The sequence below is a fragment of the Arthrobacter sp. NPDC056727 genome, assembly GCF_042790555.1.
In the GTDB taxonomy this organism is placed as follows: Bacteria; Actinomycetota; Actinomycetes; order Actinomycetales; family Micrococcaceae; genus Arthrobacter.
Genome location: NZ_JBHTZA010000034.1, coordinates 1 through 16,138, shown reverse-complemented (window position 1 = coordinate 16,138; position 16,138 = coordinate 1). Strand labels below are relative to the sequence as shown.

The following is a 16,138-nucleotide window of genomic DNA, read 5'->3' as shown; positions in this document are numbered from 1 at the left end:
CGACACTTCCAAGGGGCAACCATGGTCCGTCAGTCTCTCAAGTTCCGCTCGGGCGCACTCAAGCCGGGGGTGGGCCTGGCCCTCGCCGCCACCACTCTGCTGGCGCTCTCTGCCTGCTCCGACCCTGGGGCAGCTGCGTCGGCGAACGCGCCGGCGGCCACCAACGCCGCCACATCGGCAGGCAAGCCGGCCTCCAAGACCTTCAACCTGACGCCCGAACAGGACCGGTTCCCCGTTACCGTGGACAAGAAGGCCGCTGAACTTGTTCCGGAAGCCATCAAGAAGGACGGGAAGCTGACCGTGGCCGTCAGCCCGTTCGCCCCGCCGCTGGCTGTTTACGCCACCGACAACAAAACGCCGGTGGGCAACGAGGTGGATATCGCCGTCGCCCTGGCCCAGACGCTGGGACTGGAAGCGGAAATTGTTCCCACCGCCTGGGCTGACTGGCCGCTCGGCGTTGAGTCCGGCAAGTACGAGGCCGTCCTCTCCAACGTCACCGTGACGGAGGAGCGCAAGCTCAAGTTCGACTTCGCCAGCTACCGGGACGACAAGCTGGGCTTCTACGCCAAGAGCGACAGCGGCATCACCAAGGTCGAATCCGCCCCGGACGTGGCCGGCAAGCGGATCATCGTCGGCTCGGGCACCAACCAGGAAGCCATCCTGCTGCGCTGGGACGAGGAGAACAAGGCCAAGGGGCTGAAGCCGGTCGAGTTCCAGTACTACGACGACGATTCCGCCTCGAACCTTGCCCTGCAGTCCGGCCGCGCGGACCTGACGTTCGGGCCGAACGCCACGGCCGCCTACAAGGCAGCGACCGATGAGAAGACGAAGCTGGTGGGCCTGGTGGCCGGCGGCTGGCCGCTCAAGGCGAGCATCGCCGCCACCACCAAGAAGGGCAACGGCTTTGCCGCAGCTGCCCAGGCCGGCCTGAACCACCTGATTGAGGATGGCACATACGGCAAGATCCTGGACCGCTGGGGCCTGTCGTCCGAGGCCGTGGCCAAGTCGGAACTGAACCCGGCCGGGCTGCCCAAGAGCTGACCGGGTTCCTGGTGCTAGCTTGCCGGGACCACCTTGAGCGCTGAGTTCCACTGGAACTCCGGAAGGTTGTCGTTGGCCGAGAGCAGTATGTGCAGGAAGCCGGCCTGTTCGAGCTGGTGGGCCCGCCGCTGGGGTCCGACGACGATTGGCCGGAGGCCGCCTGCCGAGGCGAAGTCAGCCACGGCCCGCACGGCGTCCTCATCGTCACCGGCGATGAGGATGTCGAGCTGCTGGCCCGCCACGTCACCGGCGGCCAGTGTTCCGGCGAAGGTGGTGTTGAAGGCCTTCACCACCTTGGCGCCGGTGGCCCTCTGGAGCTCTTCGGCGGCGGAGCTGCCCTCCGGGACGCTGAGGCCTTCGAAGGTGGACGTGTCCACGGGGTTCGTGATGTCCACGTAAATCTTGCCGTCCAGTGCGCTGCCGTACCTGGCCACGACCTCCTTGGCCGGATCAAAGTACACGGCGGGGATCACAATGTCGCCGCTGACGTCGTCGCCCACCACGCCCGTGGTGACCGAGCCGCCGAGTTCCGCCGCAAGGCTGTCCGCCTTGGCCTTGTCGTCGTGGGCGAGCAGCTGGACGTTATTGCCGCCCGCGATCGCGCGGGTTGCCAGTCCGCGGGCCATGTTGCCGGTTCCGATGATGGTGATGTCAGTCATTGTGTTCTTCTTCCTCTCTTGGGCGAGACACGCACTGCGGTCGCAGCTCCCACCCAGTGTCCTTCGATAGATTTGAAGCGTCAACGAAAATTTCCGTTCCGGGACGGGCGCCGGCCTTCGGGGTTTGACGGCGCGGTGAAACCGGATAAAGTATATGCAAATGCATGAAGTGCCGGTTCTGTCCTGCGGCGCCGGCGGCCGGCGCGATGCCTGTTAAGGAGTGCCATGCCCGACCCGTTTTTCCTGGACAAATCTGACCCCGGCAGCTGGAAGGCCCTGAACGGGGTGGCCCTGAAGGTTGCTGGTTCTGCGGAAGCGGCGGGGCTGGGCAGGGCGGTCGTTGAACTGCTCAATGTCCGGGTTTCCCAGCTCAACGGGTGCGCAAACGCCTTCAATCGGGTCTCCATCCTCAGTGGCCACCCGGTCCGTCCGCGGCGGGAAACGGCGAACGCCGCCGAGGACCGGGTCCCTGTCCCCAGCGCATCGGTATCGGGGTGACGGCATGAGCAACCTGGAAACCTTCCCGGAGGAGATCGTCTGCACGGAGGGCGGCCACGCGGAAGCGATCGAGTTCCTGGCCCCGCGGAATGTTCCCTTGGGCGGACCGCGGGCCATGCCCGTCCGGCGGACCCTGCCGCAGAAACAGCGCAGCCTGATCGGCGCCTGGTGCTTCCTGGACCACTACGGCCCGGACCTCGTCCCGGAGTCGGGCGGCATGAAAGTCCCGCGCCATCCCCACACGGGCCTGGCCACGGTGAGCTGGCTCTTTGCCGGCAACGTGGCCCACCGCGACTCGGCCGGATACGCAGCGACGGTCCGCCCCGGGGAAGTCAACCTCATGATCGCCGGGCGGGGGATTTCCCACCAGGAGTTCTCCACACCGGAAACCCGCATCCTCCACGGCGCCCAGCTTTGGTACGCCCTGCCCGAGGAAACCCGGAACATGGCCCCGACCTTCCAGCACTACGCCCCGGAACCCGTGCAGGGAGACGGCAGCGAGTTGCGCGTTTTCCTCGGCTCGCTCGCCGGGTCCTCCTCGCCCGTCACCACCTACACTCCGCCGCTGCTGGGTGCCGAGGCGGTGCTGCATGCCGGAGGGCGGCTCGAGCTGGACCTGGACCCGTCCTTTGAACACGGAATCCTGCTCGACACGGGTGAGGTTTCCGTCGACGGGACACCTATGGCCGTGGACCACCTGCACTACCTGCGCCCCGGCCGGACCAGGATTGCGCTGAAGGCCGGACAGGCGCCGGCCCGGGTGCTGATCCTTGGCGGAGAGCCGCTCGGCGAACAGATCGTGATGTGGTGGAACTTCGTCGGGCGTACCCATGAGGAAGTAGTCGATTACCGCGCCGCCTGGCAGGCAGAGATCGGCGCCGAACCTGCCGACGCTCCCGCCAGCAAAACGTACGCGGACGGCGCACCCTTCCCCCGCTTCGGGCCTTTTCCGGAAGGCTTTCCCGCGCCACTGCCTGCCCCGGCATTGCCCAACGCCAGGCTTCGGCCCCGCGGCTGACAGACCATCAACCTTGGAGGACCCTTGGAACAGCAAACAACCCTGACCGTCCGGAATGCCCCGGAGCGCCGACGCTACGAACTGCTCGACGGCGACGCCGTCATCGGGAAGGCGCACTACCTGCCGTACGACGGCGGAAAGGGAGCGGAGCGGATTTTCTACCACACGACCGTCAGCGAGGACTACGCCGGGCAGGGCCTTGCTGCCCGTCTGGTCCAGTACGCACTGGACGACACCCTGGAAGCCGGGACCGCCGTCGTGCCCGTCTGCCCGTACGTAAAGCTCTGGCTGCGCAAGCACCCGGACTACCAGCAGCGGGCGGCGGCAGTCCGCCCCGAGCACCTGGCCGCCCTCGAGAACAAGCAGCGGTAACGGCAGCCGGTCCGGCTTAGGCGCGCCGCGCTGGGGCAGGCGCCGGGGCTGTAACAGCGCTACGGCAGCCGGCCGGGCCGAAGCACGCTCGGAACCCCCGCCTGCGCGGGCTCCAGCAGCACCGGACTGACCAGCACGGCAGGCCCGCGGTGCAGCACGCCGTCGGAAAGAGCCCGGCAGCGCATGCCGCCACGCCCGCGCATGGCGGCATGCGCGCCGGGCGCGAGCATCCTGTCCATCCACGCGCACGGGTGGGCCGGCCGCCCGCCTTTGAACCGGACCACACTGCCCTGTGACTCCAACGCGAAGTCCTGGCCCAGGAGCGGGGCAAGGTGCGCGCCCCTGAGGATTACGTTGCGCCGGGTCAGCAGCGGATCGAAGGGGCCGGCGTCGAGTTCCGCCGACATGGCTTCGAGGGCCTCCACTGCGAACAGGGTGACGGCGGCGTCCATGTGCGCCGCTTTGCCGAAGAACCTGTCCCCGACGATGCCCTTGCCAGCCACGATCTCCACCTGTTCGGCGTCCCTCGTGGGCACATCAGCCGCGCCGTCCCTCGCCCGGCCGAAGTAGGCGTGACCCGGTGACACGAGCAGGTGCAGGACCTCAACGTCGTATCTGTAGGTTTCGGTCATGCAATAACGCTATACCCGCAGTTTTCAGGCCGGCCTCTTGAGCAGGGTGCTGGCTTCCTGGCGGGTGGTTCCGGAGTCCTGGATGCCCTCGGCGATGTGGGCGAGTTCGGCCGGGATGTCGCGGCCTTTTTTGCGCATGGCGGTGGCCCAGAGCCGGCCGGCGCGGTAGGAGGAGCGGACCAGGGGGCCGGACATGACGCCGACGAAGCCGATCTCTTCGGCTTCGTGCTGCAGGTCCACGAATTCCTGGGGTTTGACCCAGCGGTCCACGGGCAGGTGCCGCTCACTCGGGCGGAGGTACTGGGTGATGGTGATCAGGTCGCAGCCTGCCTGGTGGAGGTCGGCCAGGGCTTCGGAGATTTCTTCGCGGGTTTCTCCCATGCCCAGGATCAGGTTGGATTTGGTGACCATGCCCAGGTTCCGGCCCTGGGTGATGACGTCCAGGGAGCGTTCGTAGCGGAACGCGGGGCGGATGCGCTTGAAGATCCTGGGGACGGTTTCGACGTTGTGGGCGAAGACTTCGGGTTTGGAGTCGCAGATCGCGGCGATGTGCTCGGGGTTGCCGGAGAAGTCCGGGATGAGCAGTTCGACGCCGGTGCCGGGGTTGAGTTCGTGGATCTTGCGGACGGTTTCGGCGTAGAGCCAGACGCCTTCGTCTTCGAGGTCGTCGCGGGCGACGCCGGTGACGGTGGCGTAGCGCAGTTGCATCGACTGGACGGAGCGGGCCACCTTGGTGGGTTCGAACCGGTCGACGGGGGAGGGTTTGCCGGTGTCGATCTGGCAGAAGTCGCAGCGGCGGGTGCATTGGGAGCCGCCGATGAGGAAGGTGGCTTCCTTGTCTTCCCAGCATTCGAAGATGTTGGGGCAGCCGGCCTCTTCGCAGACGGTGTGCAGGCCTTCTTTTTTGACCAGGTTCTTCAGTCCCACGAATTCCGGGCCCATCTGGACCTTGGCCTTGATCCAGTCCGGTTTGCGTTCCACCGGGGTGGCCGCGTTGCGCTGCTCGATCCGCAGCATTTTCCGGCCTTCTGGTGCCAGTGTCATTGTTCTCTTTCCGTAGTACTTATCAGCAGGCCACGACGTTGACGGCGAGGCCGCCCATCGCGGTTTCCTTGTATTTCGAGCTCATGTCCTTGCCGGTCTCGCGCATGGTCACGATGACCTCGTCGAGTGAGACCCGGTGCGAGCCGTTGCCCCACAACGCCATCTTGGCGGCGTTGATGGCCTTCGCGGCAGCGATCGCGTTCCGCTCGATGCACGGGACCTGCACCAGCCCGCCGATCGGGTCACAGGTCAGCCCGAGGTTGTGCTCCATCGCGATTTCCGCGGCGTTCTCCACCTGCGCCGGCGAGCCGCCCATGACCTCCGCAAGCCCGGCAGCGGCCATCGACGACGCTGAACCCACCTCGCCCTGGCAGCCCACCTCCGCCCCGGAGATCGACGCCTGCTCCTTGTACAGCACCCCGACGGCGCCGGCGGCGAGCAGGAAACGGACCACCACGTCGTCGCGGTCCTCCTGCGTCGCGTTCTCCATGCCGGGCGCGAAATGCAGCGCGTAGTACAGCACGGCGGGGATGATCCCGGCGGCGCCGTTGGTCGGGGCGGTCACCACACGCCCGCCCGAGGCGTTCTCCTCGTTGACCGCCAGGGCGATCAGGTTCACCCACTCCTGCCAGTACTTCGGGTCCCGGTGGTTCCCTCCGTGGTCACGGCCTTCCTTCAGGAGGCGTTCGTGCCAGTCAGGAGCACGACGGCGGACCTTCAGCCCGCCGGGCAGCAGCCCCTCCCGCTTCAGGCTGGTATCCACGCAGCCCTCCATCACCGAATAGATGTGCAGCAGGCCCTCGCGGATCTCCGCCTCGGAGCGGGACGCGCACTCGTTGACCAGCATGATGTCCGCGATCGACAGGCCCTGGGCATGGCAGTGCTCCAGCAACTCGGCAGCGGTCCGGAACGGCAGCGGCAGTTCCTTCTTCGACGCCTCCAGCTCCTGCTGCGCCGCCTCCTCCTCGCCCTCCCGGACAATGAACCCGCCGCCGACGGAGAAGAACGTCGCCTGGTGAAGCACGTTCCCTCCGTCGTCGAACACCGTGAACGTCATGCCATTGGTGTGCCGCGGCAGCACAGTCAGCGGCCGCAGCACCATGTCCTCCACCCCATACGGCAACGGCACCGAACCGGCCAGCTGCAGGGTCCCGGTCTCCGCGATCGACGCCAGCCGCTCCTCGACCTCATCGGGCAGGATCAGCTCCGGGTGGTACCCCTCCAGGCCCAGCAGAACCGCCGTCATGGTGCCATGCCCGTGCCCGGTGGCAGCGAGCGAACCGTACAGGTCCACCCGCAGCGACGCCACCTCCGCCAGCGCCCCCGAGGCCTTCAGCTCTTCCGCGAACACGGCGGCAGCCCGCATCGGGCCAACGGTGTGCGAACTTGAGGGGCCAATTCCAATGGAAAACAGGTCGAAGACGCCAACAGCCATGGTCGGTTCCTAACTGGATAGTTGTGATCGGTTCGGGCTGGGGAGGTTAAGTTTCCGGGAGGGGAGGAGCGGGAAGCTACAGTTCGCCGCCGTTTGCTGCCGCGTATTCCTCGGCCGACATCAGCGGGCCCTCGTCCGTGACGGCTACCTTGAACAGCCAGCCGGCGCCGTAGGGGTCGCTGTTGATGAGCGCCGGGTCCGCGACGACGCCGTCGTTGACTTCGGTGACCTCGCCCGTGACCGGGGCGTAGAGGTCCGAGACGGACTTGGTGGACTCCACCTCGCCGCAGGTTTCGCCTGCCGTGACGGTGGCGCCCACCTCGGGCAGGTCCACGTACACGATATCGCCCAGGGCGTCGGCAGCCACGGCGGAGATCCCGATCCCCACGGGCCCGGACCCGTCAACGGCAACCCATTCGTGCTCGGCGGAGTACTTCAGTTCAGCAACAACCTTGCTCATTTCAATTCCTTTGTCTTTAGAAGTTCGTGGATGGTTACTTTTGGCGCTTGTAGAACGGCAGGGCGACGACTTCGAACCGCTCGGGCTTGCCGCGCAGGTCGACGTCCAGGACCGTGCCGACTTCGGAATGCTCGACGTCGACATAGGCCATGGCGACCGGGTAACCGAGGGTGGGGGAAGGCTGTCCGGAGGTGACCTCGCCGATCAGGGTGCCGTCCTTGAGGACCGGGTAGTGGCCGCGGGCGGCGCGCCGGCCGGTGCCCTTCAGGCCCACAAGTTTCTGGCCAATGGTGGAACCGACGCCTGCTGCCTTGAGGTCGGCCAGCGCCTGCTTGCCCACGAAGTCGCTCTCCTTGGCCAGCGAAACCACCGGACCGAGTCCCGCCGAGTAGGCGTTGACGCGGCGCGAGAGTTCGTTGCCGTAGAGCGGCATGCCGGCTTCCAGGCGCAGCGAGTCGCGTGCGGCGAGTCCGGCCGGGATCAGGTTGTGCCCTTCGCCGGCCTCGAGCAGGGACTCCCAGAGGCCGGGCGCATCGTCGTTGGGCACGTAGATTTCGAAGCCGTCTTCTCCGGTATAGCCCGTGCGGGCCAGCAGCAGGGTCTGGATGGCGCCGCTGACGGCAATCCCCACCTCAACAGCCGCGTAGTACTTCAGCTCCGTCACCAGGGAGTGCTGCTCGGCCGGGACCAGCTGCAGAAGGATGGCCTCCGCGTTGGGCCCCTGCACCGCGATCAGCGAAATTTCCGACGAGACGTCCTCGACGGCGACGTCGAAGTTCGCCGCGCGCTCGGCGAGGGCAGCGGCCACCTTGCTTGCATTGCCCGCGTTGGGCACCACGAGGTACTTTTCCTCCCCGCGGCGGTAAGAGATCAGGTCATCGATGATGCCGCCGTCGGCGTCGCAGATCAGTGAATACTTGGCCTTACCGACGGCGATGGCGGACAGCTTGCCGGCCAGGGCATAGTCCAGGAAGGCCGCGGCGTCAGGGCCGGTGACCCAGACTTCGCCCATGTGGGAAAGGTCGAACAGGCCGGCGGCGTTGCGCACGGCATGGTGTTCGGCGAGTTCGGATTCGTATTTGAGGGGCATCTGCCAGCCGCCGAAGTCGGTGAAGGAAGCGCCGGCTTTCTTGTGCTGGTCGTAAAGGGCGGTGTAATTCTCGGTCATGGGAGGTCCTTAGTTCTCGAAGTCTGCTGTGTTGTCCTCGAACGCTTCGAGGGGCGGGCAGGAGCAGACCAGGTTGCGGTCGCCGGCTGCGCCGTCGATGCGGCCCACCGGCGGGAAGTACTTGTCCTGCCGGAGCGAGGACACCGGGAAGGCGGCCTGCTCGCGCGGGTACGAACGCTTCCAGTCGGAACTGACGACGGCGGCTGCCGTGTGGGGTGCGTTGCGCAGCGGCGAGTTTTCCAGGCTGAAGTCGCCGTTGGCCACCTGCTCGATCTCGGCGTGGATGGTGATCATCGCGTCGATGAACCGGTCGATCTCGGCCAGGTCCTCGGACTCGGTGGGCTCCACCATCAGGGTGCCGGCCACCGGGAACGCGAGCGTGGGCGCGTGGAAGCCGAAGTCGATGAGGCGCTTGGCCACATCCTCGGCGGTGACCCCGGTCTTGGCCGTGAGGCCGCGCAGGTCCAGGATGCACTCGTGCGCCACCAGCCCGCTGTCCCCGGTGTAGAGGACCGGGAAGAACTCGTCCAGCCGCGCCGCGACATAGTTCGCCGCGAGGAGTGCCGACCTGGTGGCCTCGGTCAGGCCCTGGCCGCCCATGAGCTTCACGTACGCCCAGGAGATGGGCAACACGCCGGCCGAACCGAACCGCGACGCGCTGATCGCAACGCCGTGCCCCTCTCCTGCGTTTTCGGAAGAAGCGTTGTTGGCGTCACCCGGCATGAACGGGGCAAGGTGCGCCTTCGCGGCGACGGGGCCGACGCCGGGACCGCCGCCGCCGTGCGGGATGCAGAAGGTCTTGTGCAGGTTCAGGTGCGAGACATCGCCGCCGAACTTGCCCGGCTGCGCCAACCCGACCAGCGCGTTGAGGTTCGCACCGTCCACGTAGACCTGGCCGCCGGCCGCGTGGACAGCGTCGCAGACCTCGCGGACATCGCCGTCGTACACCCCGTGCGTGGACGGGTAGGTGATCATGATGCACGAGAGCGCATCCTTGTTGGCCTCGATCCTGGCGTACAGGTCCGTGTGGTCGATGGTGCCGTCGGCGGCGGTGGCCACCACCACCACCTTCATGCCGGCCAGCACGGCCGAGGCCGCGTTGGTGCCGTGCGCCGAGGCGGGGATGAGGCAGATGTTGCGCTGCCCTTCGCCCCGGGAGAGGTGGTAGCCGCGGATCGCCAGCAGGCCGGCGAGCTCGCCCTGGGACCCGGCGTTGGGCTGGATGGACACCTGGTCGTAACCGGTGATTTCGGCGAGGTCGGCTTCCAAACCGCCGATGAGTTCGCGCCAGCCCTCGGTCTGGGAATCCGGGGCGAACGGGTGGATCGAGGCGAACTCCGGCCAGGAGATGGCCTCCATCTCTGCGGTGGCGTTCAGCTTCATGGTGCAGGAGCCCAGCGGGATCATCGTGCGGTCCAGCGCCAGGTCCCGGTCGGACAGCCTGCGGATGTAGCGCAGCAGCTGGGTTTCGGAGCGGTGCGTGTTGAACACCGGGTGCTGCAGGTAGTCCGAGGTGCGCAGCACAGCCTCGGGCAGCTCAAGGCCCGCCGCGTCCCCTACCGGACCGGCGCCGAAGGCGACGGCAACAGCGGAAAGCGTTGCCGCCGTCGTCGTCTCATCGATGGAGACGCCCACGGTGTCCGCGTCGATGAAGCGGAGGTTGATGCCGCGCGCCTCCGCGGCGGTGATGACCTTGGCGGCCTTGCCCGGGACGCGGACGGTGAGGGTGTCGAAGAAGGACTCGGCGGCCAGTTCGCGGCCAGCCTTTTTCAAAGCGGTTGCCAGGACGCGGGCGTTGTTGTGCACGGTCTCGGCGATGGCCTTCAGGCCGTCGGGGCCGTGGTAGACGGCGTAGAAGGACGACACGATGGCCAGCAGTGCCTGCGCGGTGCAGATGTTGGAGGTGGCCTTTTCGCGGCGGATGTGCTGCTCGCGGGTCTGCAGGGCCAGCCGGTAGGCGGGGGCGCCGGCATTGTCCTTGGAGACACCGACGATGCGGCCGGGAAGGGTGCGCTCCATGCCGGTGCGGACGGCGATGTAGGCGGCGTGCGGTCCGCCGAAGAACAGCGGCACGCCGAAGCGCTGGGCGGTTCCGACGGCGATGTCGGCGCCCTGTTCGCCCGGGGGAGTGATGAGGGTCAGGGCCAGCAGGTCGGCGGCAACCGTCACCAGGGCGCCGCGCTCCTTGGCGGCGGCGATCACCTCGGAATGGTCGAAGACCCGGCCCGAAACGCCGGGCTGCTGGAGCACGACGCCGTTGATGTCGCCGTCGGGAAGCCCCTGGGAAAGGTCTGCGACCTCCACCTCGAAGCCGAGTGCTTCAGCACGGCCCTTGACGACGGCGATGGTCTGGGGGAGGCAGTCGGCGTCCAGGACGGTCTTGCCGTCGTTCCTCTTGTTGGCGCGGCGCATGAGCAGGACGGCCTCGGCCACGGCGGTGGCTTCGTCCAGCAGGGAAGCGTTGGCGATGGGCAGTGCGGTGAGGTCCTGGACCATGGTCTGGAAGTTCAGCAGCGCCTCGAGCCGGCCCTGGGAGATTTCCGGCTGGTACGGCGTGTAGGCCGTGTACCAGGCGGGGGCTTCGAGGATGTTGCGGCGGATCACCGGCGGCGTCACGGTGTCGTAGTAGCCCTGGCCGATCATCTGCACGGCGGTCTTGTTCTTGGCGGCAAGCCGGCGAAGCTCGGCCAGGACCTCAACTTCGCTCAGCGCAGCGGTGAGCCGCAGGGCGTTTTCCTGGCGGATGGATGCCGGAACGGCAGCATCAACCAGGCCATCGACCGTGTCATAGCCGACGTTTTTGAGCATGGTGTCGATATCGGCCTGGCGCCGGGCGCCGATATGCCGGTCCGCAAACGTTGACGGAAGAGATTGAATCGTCATGAGGAACTCCAGGTCTGGCCGGCCACGGATGGCACGGCATGGGTTGGGTTCCTCCCCGCTCTGTATTGGACCTGAGAGATTCCGCAGACGTGGATGTCCGCTTGCACCGTCGGTGAGCCAAACAATGCCTGGCTGCTTTCCAGAGTTGCCTCGCCGCGGCGGTACTGGGGCCTGAGAGATTCCTGGGGAGGATTTGCTCCTACGGCGCCTGCCCGATGGATGACTGGGAGGACTCTCCCGCCACGGTTCGAAAGGCTATGAAAATGTGGGTGATTCGGCTCACAATGTACAGCACTGTGCGGCGAATGCCAAAACGCGCTGCGGCAGATCCCGCCGGGGGCCGGGTTTGACAATTCTTCGTGACCAAGACCACACTGAGTCCGGTGGCTAGCGGGGCTGGGCTGACCGGCGCGGGCCGGACTTCCAGCAGGATCGCGGCTCTCGCCGTCCATAATTGAAAATGCTTACGATCTGCGGCGGGAGAGCCCTGCCGGTACATCAGCAGGCGCCGTAGGAGCAAACCCTCCCCAGGAAACTCTCAGGCCCACGTACCGCCGCGGCGAGGCAACTCTGAAAAGCAGCCGGGCGTGCCCGGCTCACCGAAGGTGCAAAGCGGTCAACCATGTCCGCGGAATCTCTCAGGTCCAGTACAGAGCGGGGAGGAACCCTGTCAGTGTGGCCATTTGGTGCCACTTGAACAATGGAGTTCCTTATGACGATTCACCCTCCTGCGTCCCCGGCCAGCGAGGCTCCGCGCCTCGAACGGCAGCTGAGCAACCGCCACATCCAGCTGATCGCTATCGGCGGCGCCATCGGCACCGGCCTGTTCATGGGCTCCGGCAAGACCATTTCCGCGGCCGGGCCGTCCGTGATCTTCGTGTACATGATCATCGGCTTCATGCTCTTCTTCGTTATGCGCGCCATGGGCGAGCTGCTGCTCAGCAACCTCAACTACAAGTCCTTCAGCGATTTCGCCGCTGACCTGCTGGGTCCCTGGGCTGGCTTTTTCACCGGATGGACCTACTGGTTCTGCTGGGTGATCACCGGAATCGCCGACGTCATTGCGATCGCCGGCTACTCCCGCGAGCTCTGGCCCGGGCTGCCCCTCTGGATCCCGGGCCTCGCCACCGTGGCCATCCTGCTGCTGCTGAACCTCACCACCGTCAAGGCCTTCGGTGAAACCGAATTCTGGTTCGCCCTCATCAAGATCGTCGCCATCGCCGCCCTGATCGTCGTGGGCATGTTCATGATCCTCACCGGCTTCCAGAGCGACTCCGGGCAGGCCAGCTTCACCAACCTGTGGAGCCACGGCGGCTTCTTCCCCAACGAATTCATGGGCTTCGTGGCCGGCTTCCAGATCGCCGTGTTCGCCTTCGTCGGCATCGAACTGGTGGGCACCACGGCCGCCGAGGCGAAGAACCCGGAAAAGAACCTGCCCAAGGCCATCAACTCCATTCCGGTGCGCGTGCTGCTCTTCTATGTGGGCGCCCTCATCATCCTGATGTCCGTCACCCCGTGGACCCAGTTCGCAGCCGGCCACAGCCCGTTCATCGCCATGTTCTCGCTGGCCGGACTCGGAGCTGCGGCCACGGTGGTCAACCTCGTGGTGCTGACCTCGGCAATGTCCTCGGCAAACTCCGGCATCTACTCCACCTCGCGCATGGTTTACGGCCTGGCCGAGGAAGGGGACGCGCCCGCCGTCTTCAGCAGCCTGTCCCGCCGCAAGGTGCCCAGCAACGCCCTGTTCCTGTCCTGTGTGCTGCTGCTTTCCGGTGTGGTGCTCATGTACGCCGGACAGGACGTCGGCAAGGCGTTCGACATGGTCACCACCGTCTCCGCCGTTTGCTTCGTCTTCGTCTGGTCGATCATCCTCGCCAGCTACATCGCCTTCCGCCGCCGCCGCCCGCACCTGCACAGCGCCTCAAAGTTCAAGATGCCCGGCGGCATCCCCATGGTCTGGGTAGTCTTCGCGTTCTTCGCCTTTGTGCTGTGGACCCTCACCACGCAGCCCGACACCCTGGCCGCACTTCTGGTCACGCCGGTCTGGTTCATCCTGCTCGGCGCCGCCTGGCTGGTGCTGCGCCGCCGGCCGGCCCACATTGCCCGCTACGAGGCCTTCCAGGACGCACTGCGCGCTGAGGAAAACGCCGCGCGCGGAGGTGCGGACAGCCAGTACCAGGAGAAAGAAAGCGTCCAGCGATGATCGGGACCAAGGAAACGCCGACGGCGGCCGGCCAGGTCCGCGGGCCCGGAACCGGGGAGTTTGTGCTCACCTTCCACTGCCCGGATTCCCTGGGCATCGTCCAGTCGGTAGCGGATTTCCTGCTCAAGCAGGAGTGCTACATCGTCGACCTCAAACAGTTCGGCGATCGGGGCGCGGGGCACTTCTTCATGAGGGTGCACTTCGCCTCGGCGGCCCCCGCGGGTGACTCCGCCGCCGTCGAACAGCCCGCCGTCGAACAGCTCCGGGACAGCTTCGCGCCGCTGGCAGGCGAGTGGAACATGGACTGGCGCCTGGAGCGGCGCGACCGCAAGCAGCGCATCCTGGTGATGGTGTCCAAGTACGATCACTGCCTCAACGACCTGCTGGTCCGCGCCCGCAACGGCGAACTCCCGGTGGAGATTGCAGCGGTGGTGTCCAACCACCCGGACCTGGAGGGGCTTGCAGCCTGGCACGGAGTCCCGTTCCACCACATCCCCGTGACAGCATCTACCAAGCCCGAAGCGGAAGCGGCGCTGCTTGAACTCGTTGACGCGCTTGGCGTGGAACTGGTGGTCCTGGCCCGTTACATGCAGGTTCTCAGCGACTCGGCCACCGCCCGGCTCACCGGCAGGGCCATCAATATCCACCATTCGTTCCTGCCCAGCTTCAAGGGCGCAAAGCCCTACCACCAGGCGCATGAGCGCGGGGTGAAGACAGTCGGCGCCACGGCACACTACGTCAATTCGGAGCTGGATGAGGGCCCGATCATCGCGCAGCAGGTGATCGAGGTCGACCACACCTACACGCCGGCGGACCTGGTGTCCGTGGGCAAGGACGCGGAGTGCAGGGCCTTGACGAATGCCGTGCGCTGGCACGCCGAAGGAAGAATAATCCTGTCCGGGAACCGGACGGTCATCCTCCGGTGACAATGGCCCAACCAGACCTGGAGGTATCCATGACGAACCACTTGCCTGTGCTGAACCACCTGCCTGTGCGCCTGGAGATCATTCCCACGGACGGCATCATCCCCAAGATCCAGGGGCACGTTCCGGCCGGATCCACGCTGACGGTGACCTGCCTCCCGCACCACGGCGTGGAGGCCACGGTGCACGCCTCCGTCCGGCTGGGCGAGCTGGGCTACAACGTGATTCCCCACCTGGCCGCGCGAAGCCTCGGGAGCCGGGCCCAGCTGGCGGGCCTGCTCCGCGACTGCCAAGCCGCAGGAATCACTGAGGTCTTCGCGATCGGAGGGGATGCCTCGGAGTCCGGCGGCCCCTATGGCAACAGCTTCCAACTCATGGAGGACATCGCCGAGCTGACCGGCGGGACCATGGCCATAGGTGTGGCCGGATATCCGGAAGGGCATCCAAAGCACAATGAGCTGCACATGCTCGATGCCCTGCTGGAGAAGCAGCACCTGGCCTCGAACGTGGTCACCCAGATGTGCTTTTCGGCCGCCAGGGTCGGCTGGTATGCCGAACTGATCCGCCGCGAGGGCGTGGACCTTCCCATCTGGGCGGGAGTGGCCGGGGCCGTCCCGCGGGCCAAGCTCATATCGCTGGCCACCAAGATCGGGGTGGGCCCGTCGCTGAAATTCCTGAACCGCAAGGGACCGCTGGCGCGCAGGCTCCTGAACGCCGGCAGCTACTCATCCGGGTCGCTGGTTTCCGAGCTGGCTGTCACGGAACCTGCCCTTGCGGGCATCCACCTTTACACGTTCAACAATGTCGAAACGCAGCCCGCGATGGACTGGAGCATTCCGGCCCTTAAGCTGCGGGTAAATTGAACGGGTGACCCTGACGTTGAAAAAGGCCGTGGCCCCCGACGGCGCGGAGCTTGCCTGGGCCGAGGAAGGGCGCGGCGAACCCCTGCTGCTCGTGGCCGGGCAGGCGACGGGAATGGCCGGCTGGGACCCGGTGGTGCCGGCCCTGGCCCGTTCGTTCCGGGTCATCCGTTTCGATCACCGCGGCATCGGCGCCAGCGCGGAAGGCAGCGCCGAAAACTACACCACCAGGGCCTTTGCGGCGGACGCCACTGCGGTTCTTGATGCGGCCGGCGTCCGCAGGGCGCATGTCTACGGGCACTCGATGGGCGGCCGCGCTGCCCAGTGGATGGCCGTGGATTTCCCTACCCGGGTGGCCTCGCTCGTCCTGGCGGCGACAAGCGCCAGCGACGCCAGGGGCCCTGCCCGGAGCGCCGCGGCAACCGCCGCGCTCACCAGCGGAGACCCCGCCCGCATGGCGCCGCTGTTCTTCAGCCCCGCCTTTGTTGAGCACAATCCTGCCGTTGTAGGCGCGTTCTTCCGGGTTCAGGCCTCCGCGGCCGTCAAGAGCAGGCACTTCAGGGCAAGCCGACTGCATGACGCCTGGGATGCCCTTCCCCAAATCCAGGCCCCCACTCTGATCATCCACGGCAGCGAGGATGCCCTGGCGCCTGTTGCCAACGCCGTCGCGATGGCTGAACTGATTCCGGACGCACAGCTGATTCAGGTCGACGGCGGCAGGCACGGTCTGCACCTGGACGACGCCCGGGTGCAGACGTGGATCGAGGATTTCCTGTCCTTGGTGGCCACCTGACGCCGGGCAGCCGCATCATCTTGGAGTTTTTGTACAGATAATGGCCGCTAACACCCGGCAAAGTCATATGGTCGTAGCAACGCTCTGACAGATGGAGCGTGCGATGCCCAAGTTGTTTGCCCGCGATGCCCGTGGTGATTTCCTCGATT

15 protein-coding genes and 2 riboswitches are annotated in these 16,138 nt (G+C 66.5%); of the genes, 8 read left to right on the top strand and 7 right to left on the bottom strand.

Going from position 1 to position 16,138, the window contains the following annotated elements:
* Positions 1 to 21: 21 nt before the first annotated feature.
* The gene (locus ACFRAH_RS22450) at positions 22 to 1,041 is read left to right on the top strand and encodes an ABC transporter substrate-binding protein (protein WP_377993116.1); all 1,020 of its coding nucleotides are present in this window, start codon (positions 22 to 24) and stop codon (positions 1,039 to 1,041) included.
* A gap of 14 nt (positions 1,042 to 1,055) precedes the next feature.
* Here the strand turns inward: ACFRAH_RS22450 and ACFRAH_RS22445 are convergent, their stop codons facing one another.
* Positions 1,056 to 1,700 (bottom strand): NADPH-dependent F420 reductase, encoded by a 645-nt coding sequence (locus tag ACFRAH_RS22445; RefSeq protein WP_377993115.1) that lies wholly within the window; start codon positions 1,698 to 1,700, stop codon positions 1,056 to 1,058.
* Positions 1,701 to 1,925: 225 nt separating this feature from the next.
* On the opposite strand from ACFRAH_RS22445, the gene ACFRAH_RS22440 reads away from it, so the two are divergent.
* From ACFRAH_RS22440 to ACFRAH_RS22430, 3 genes are read left to right on the top strand one after another with little or no spacing between them, the layout of a single operon-like run.
* A complete protein-coding gene (locus ACFRAH_RS22440) occupies positions 1,926 to 2,198 on the top strand; it encodes a hypothetical protein (protein WP_377993114.1) in 273 nt (90 codons plus the stop codon).
* Between the two features lie 4 nt (positions 2,199 to 2,202).
* Entirely contained in the window at positions 2,203 to 3,216 is a 1,014-nt protein-coding gene (locus ACFRAH_RS22435) for a pirin family protein (RefSeq protein WP_377993113.1), read from the top strand.
* Between the two features lie 24 nt (positions 3,217 to 3,240).
* Positions 3,241 to 3,588, top strand: coding sequence for a GNAT family N-acetyltransferase (locus tag ACFRAH_RS22430; RefSeq protein WP_377993112.1), 348 nt, complete (start codon positions 3,241 to 3,243; stop codon positions 3,586 to 3,588).
* A gap of 59 nt (positions 3,589 to 3,647) precedes the next feature.
* Here the strand turns inward: ACFRAH_RS22430 and ACFRAH_RS22425 are convergent, their stop codons facing one another.
* The 6 genes from ACFRAH_RS22425 to gcvP all read right to left on the bottom strand — a co-directional run bounded on the left by ACFRAH_RS22425 (position 3,648) and on the right by gcvP (position 11,210).
* Positions 3,648 to 4,220, bottom strand: a complete 573-nt coding sequence (locus tag ACFRAH_RS22425; protein ID WP_377993111.1) for an MOSC domain-containing protein — start codon at positions 4,218 to 4,220, stop codon at positions 3,648 to 3,650.
* 24 nt (positions 4,221 to 4,244) lie between these two features.
* Complete coding sequence (lipA, locus tag ACFRAH_RS22420) at positions 4,245 to 5,264, bottom strand: lipoyl synthase (RefSeq protein ID WP_377993110.1); 1,020 nt, start codon at positions 5,262 to 5,264, stop codon at positions 4,245 to 4,247.
* Positions 5,265 to 5,286: 22 nt separating this feature from the next.
* Positions 5,287 to 6,699, bottom strand: coding sequence for an L-serine ammonia-lyase (locus tag ACFRAH_RS22415; RefSeq protein WP_377993109.1), 1,413 nt, complete (start codon positions 6,697 to 6,699; stop codon positions 5,287 to 5,289).
* Positions 6,700 to 6,775: 76 nt separating this feature from the next.
* A complete protein-coding gene (gene gcvH / locus ACFRAH_RS22410) occupies positions 6,776 to 7,159 on the bottom strand; it encodes a glycine cleavage system protein GcvH (protein WP_377993108.1) in 384 nt (127 codons plus the stop codon).
* A gap of 34 nt (positions 7,160 to 7,193) precedes the next feature.
* Entirely contained in the window at positions 7,194 to 8,327 is a 1,134-nt protein-coding gene (gene gcvT, locus ACFRAH_RS22405; protein WP_377993107.1) for a glycine cleavage system aminomethyltransferase GcvT, read from the bottom strand.
* A gap of 9 nt (positions 8,328 to 8,336) precedes the next feature.
* Positions 8,337 to 11,210: an aminomethyl-transferring glycine dehydrogenase gene (gcvP, locus tag ACFRAH_RS22400; RefSeq protein ID WP_377993106.1), complete on the bottom strand. Its 2,874-nt coding sequence runs from the start codon at positions 11,208 to 11,210 to the stop codon at positions 8,337 to 8,339.
* A 149-nt stretch (positions 11,211 to 11,359) separates the two neighbouring features.
* Positions 11,360 to 11,460: riboswitch (glycine riboswitch) on the bottom strand.
* A gap of 217 nt (positions 11,461 to 11,677) precedes the next feature.
* Positions 11,678 to 11,774, top strand: a riboswitch (glycine riboswitch).
* Between the two features lie 148 nt (positions 11,775 to 11,922).
* Here gcvP and cycA point away from each other — a divergent pair.
* From cycA to ACFRAH_RS22380, 4 genes are read left to right on the top strand one after another with little or no spacing between them, the layout of a single operon-like run.
* Positions 11,923 to 13,413, top strand: a complete 1,491-nt coding sequence (gene cycA / locus ACFRAH_RS22395) for a D-serine/D-alanine/glycine transporter (RefSeq protein WP_377993105.1) — start codon at positions 11,923 to 11,925, stop codon at positions 13,411 to 13,413.
* On the top strand, positions 13,410 to 14,339 hold the full coding sequence (purU, locus tag ACFRAH_RS22390) for a formyltetrahydrofolate deformylase (protein WP_377993104.1): 930 nt from the start codon (positions 13,410 to 13,412) through the stop codon (positions 14,337 to 14,339). The genes cycA and purU overlap by 4 nt, the downstream gene beginning before the upstream one ends.
* A 29-nt stretch (positions 14,340 to 14,368) precedes the next feature.
* Positions 14,369 to 15,199, top strand: a complete 831-nt coding sequence (locus tag ACFRAH_RS22385; RefSeq protein WP_377993103.1) for a methylenetetrahydrofolate reductase — start codon at positions 14,369 to 14,371, stop codon at positions 15,197 to 15,199.
* A 4-nt stretch (positions 15,200 to 15,203) separates the two neighbouring features.
* Positions 15,204 to 15,989 carry an alpha/beta fold hydrolase gene (locus ACFRAH_RS22380; RefSeq protein WP_377993102.1) on the top strand — a complete coding sequence of 262 codons (786 nt, stop codon included), beginning with the start codon at positions 15,204 to 15,206 and terminating at the stop codon, positions 15,987 to 15,989.
* Positions 15,990 to 16,138: the final 149 nt, after the last annotated feature.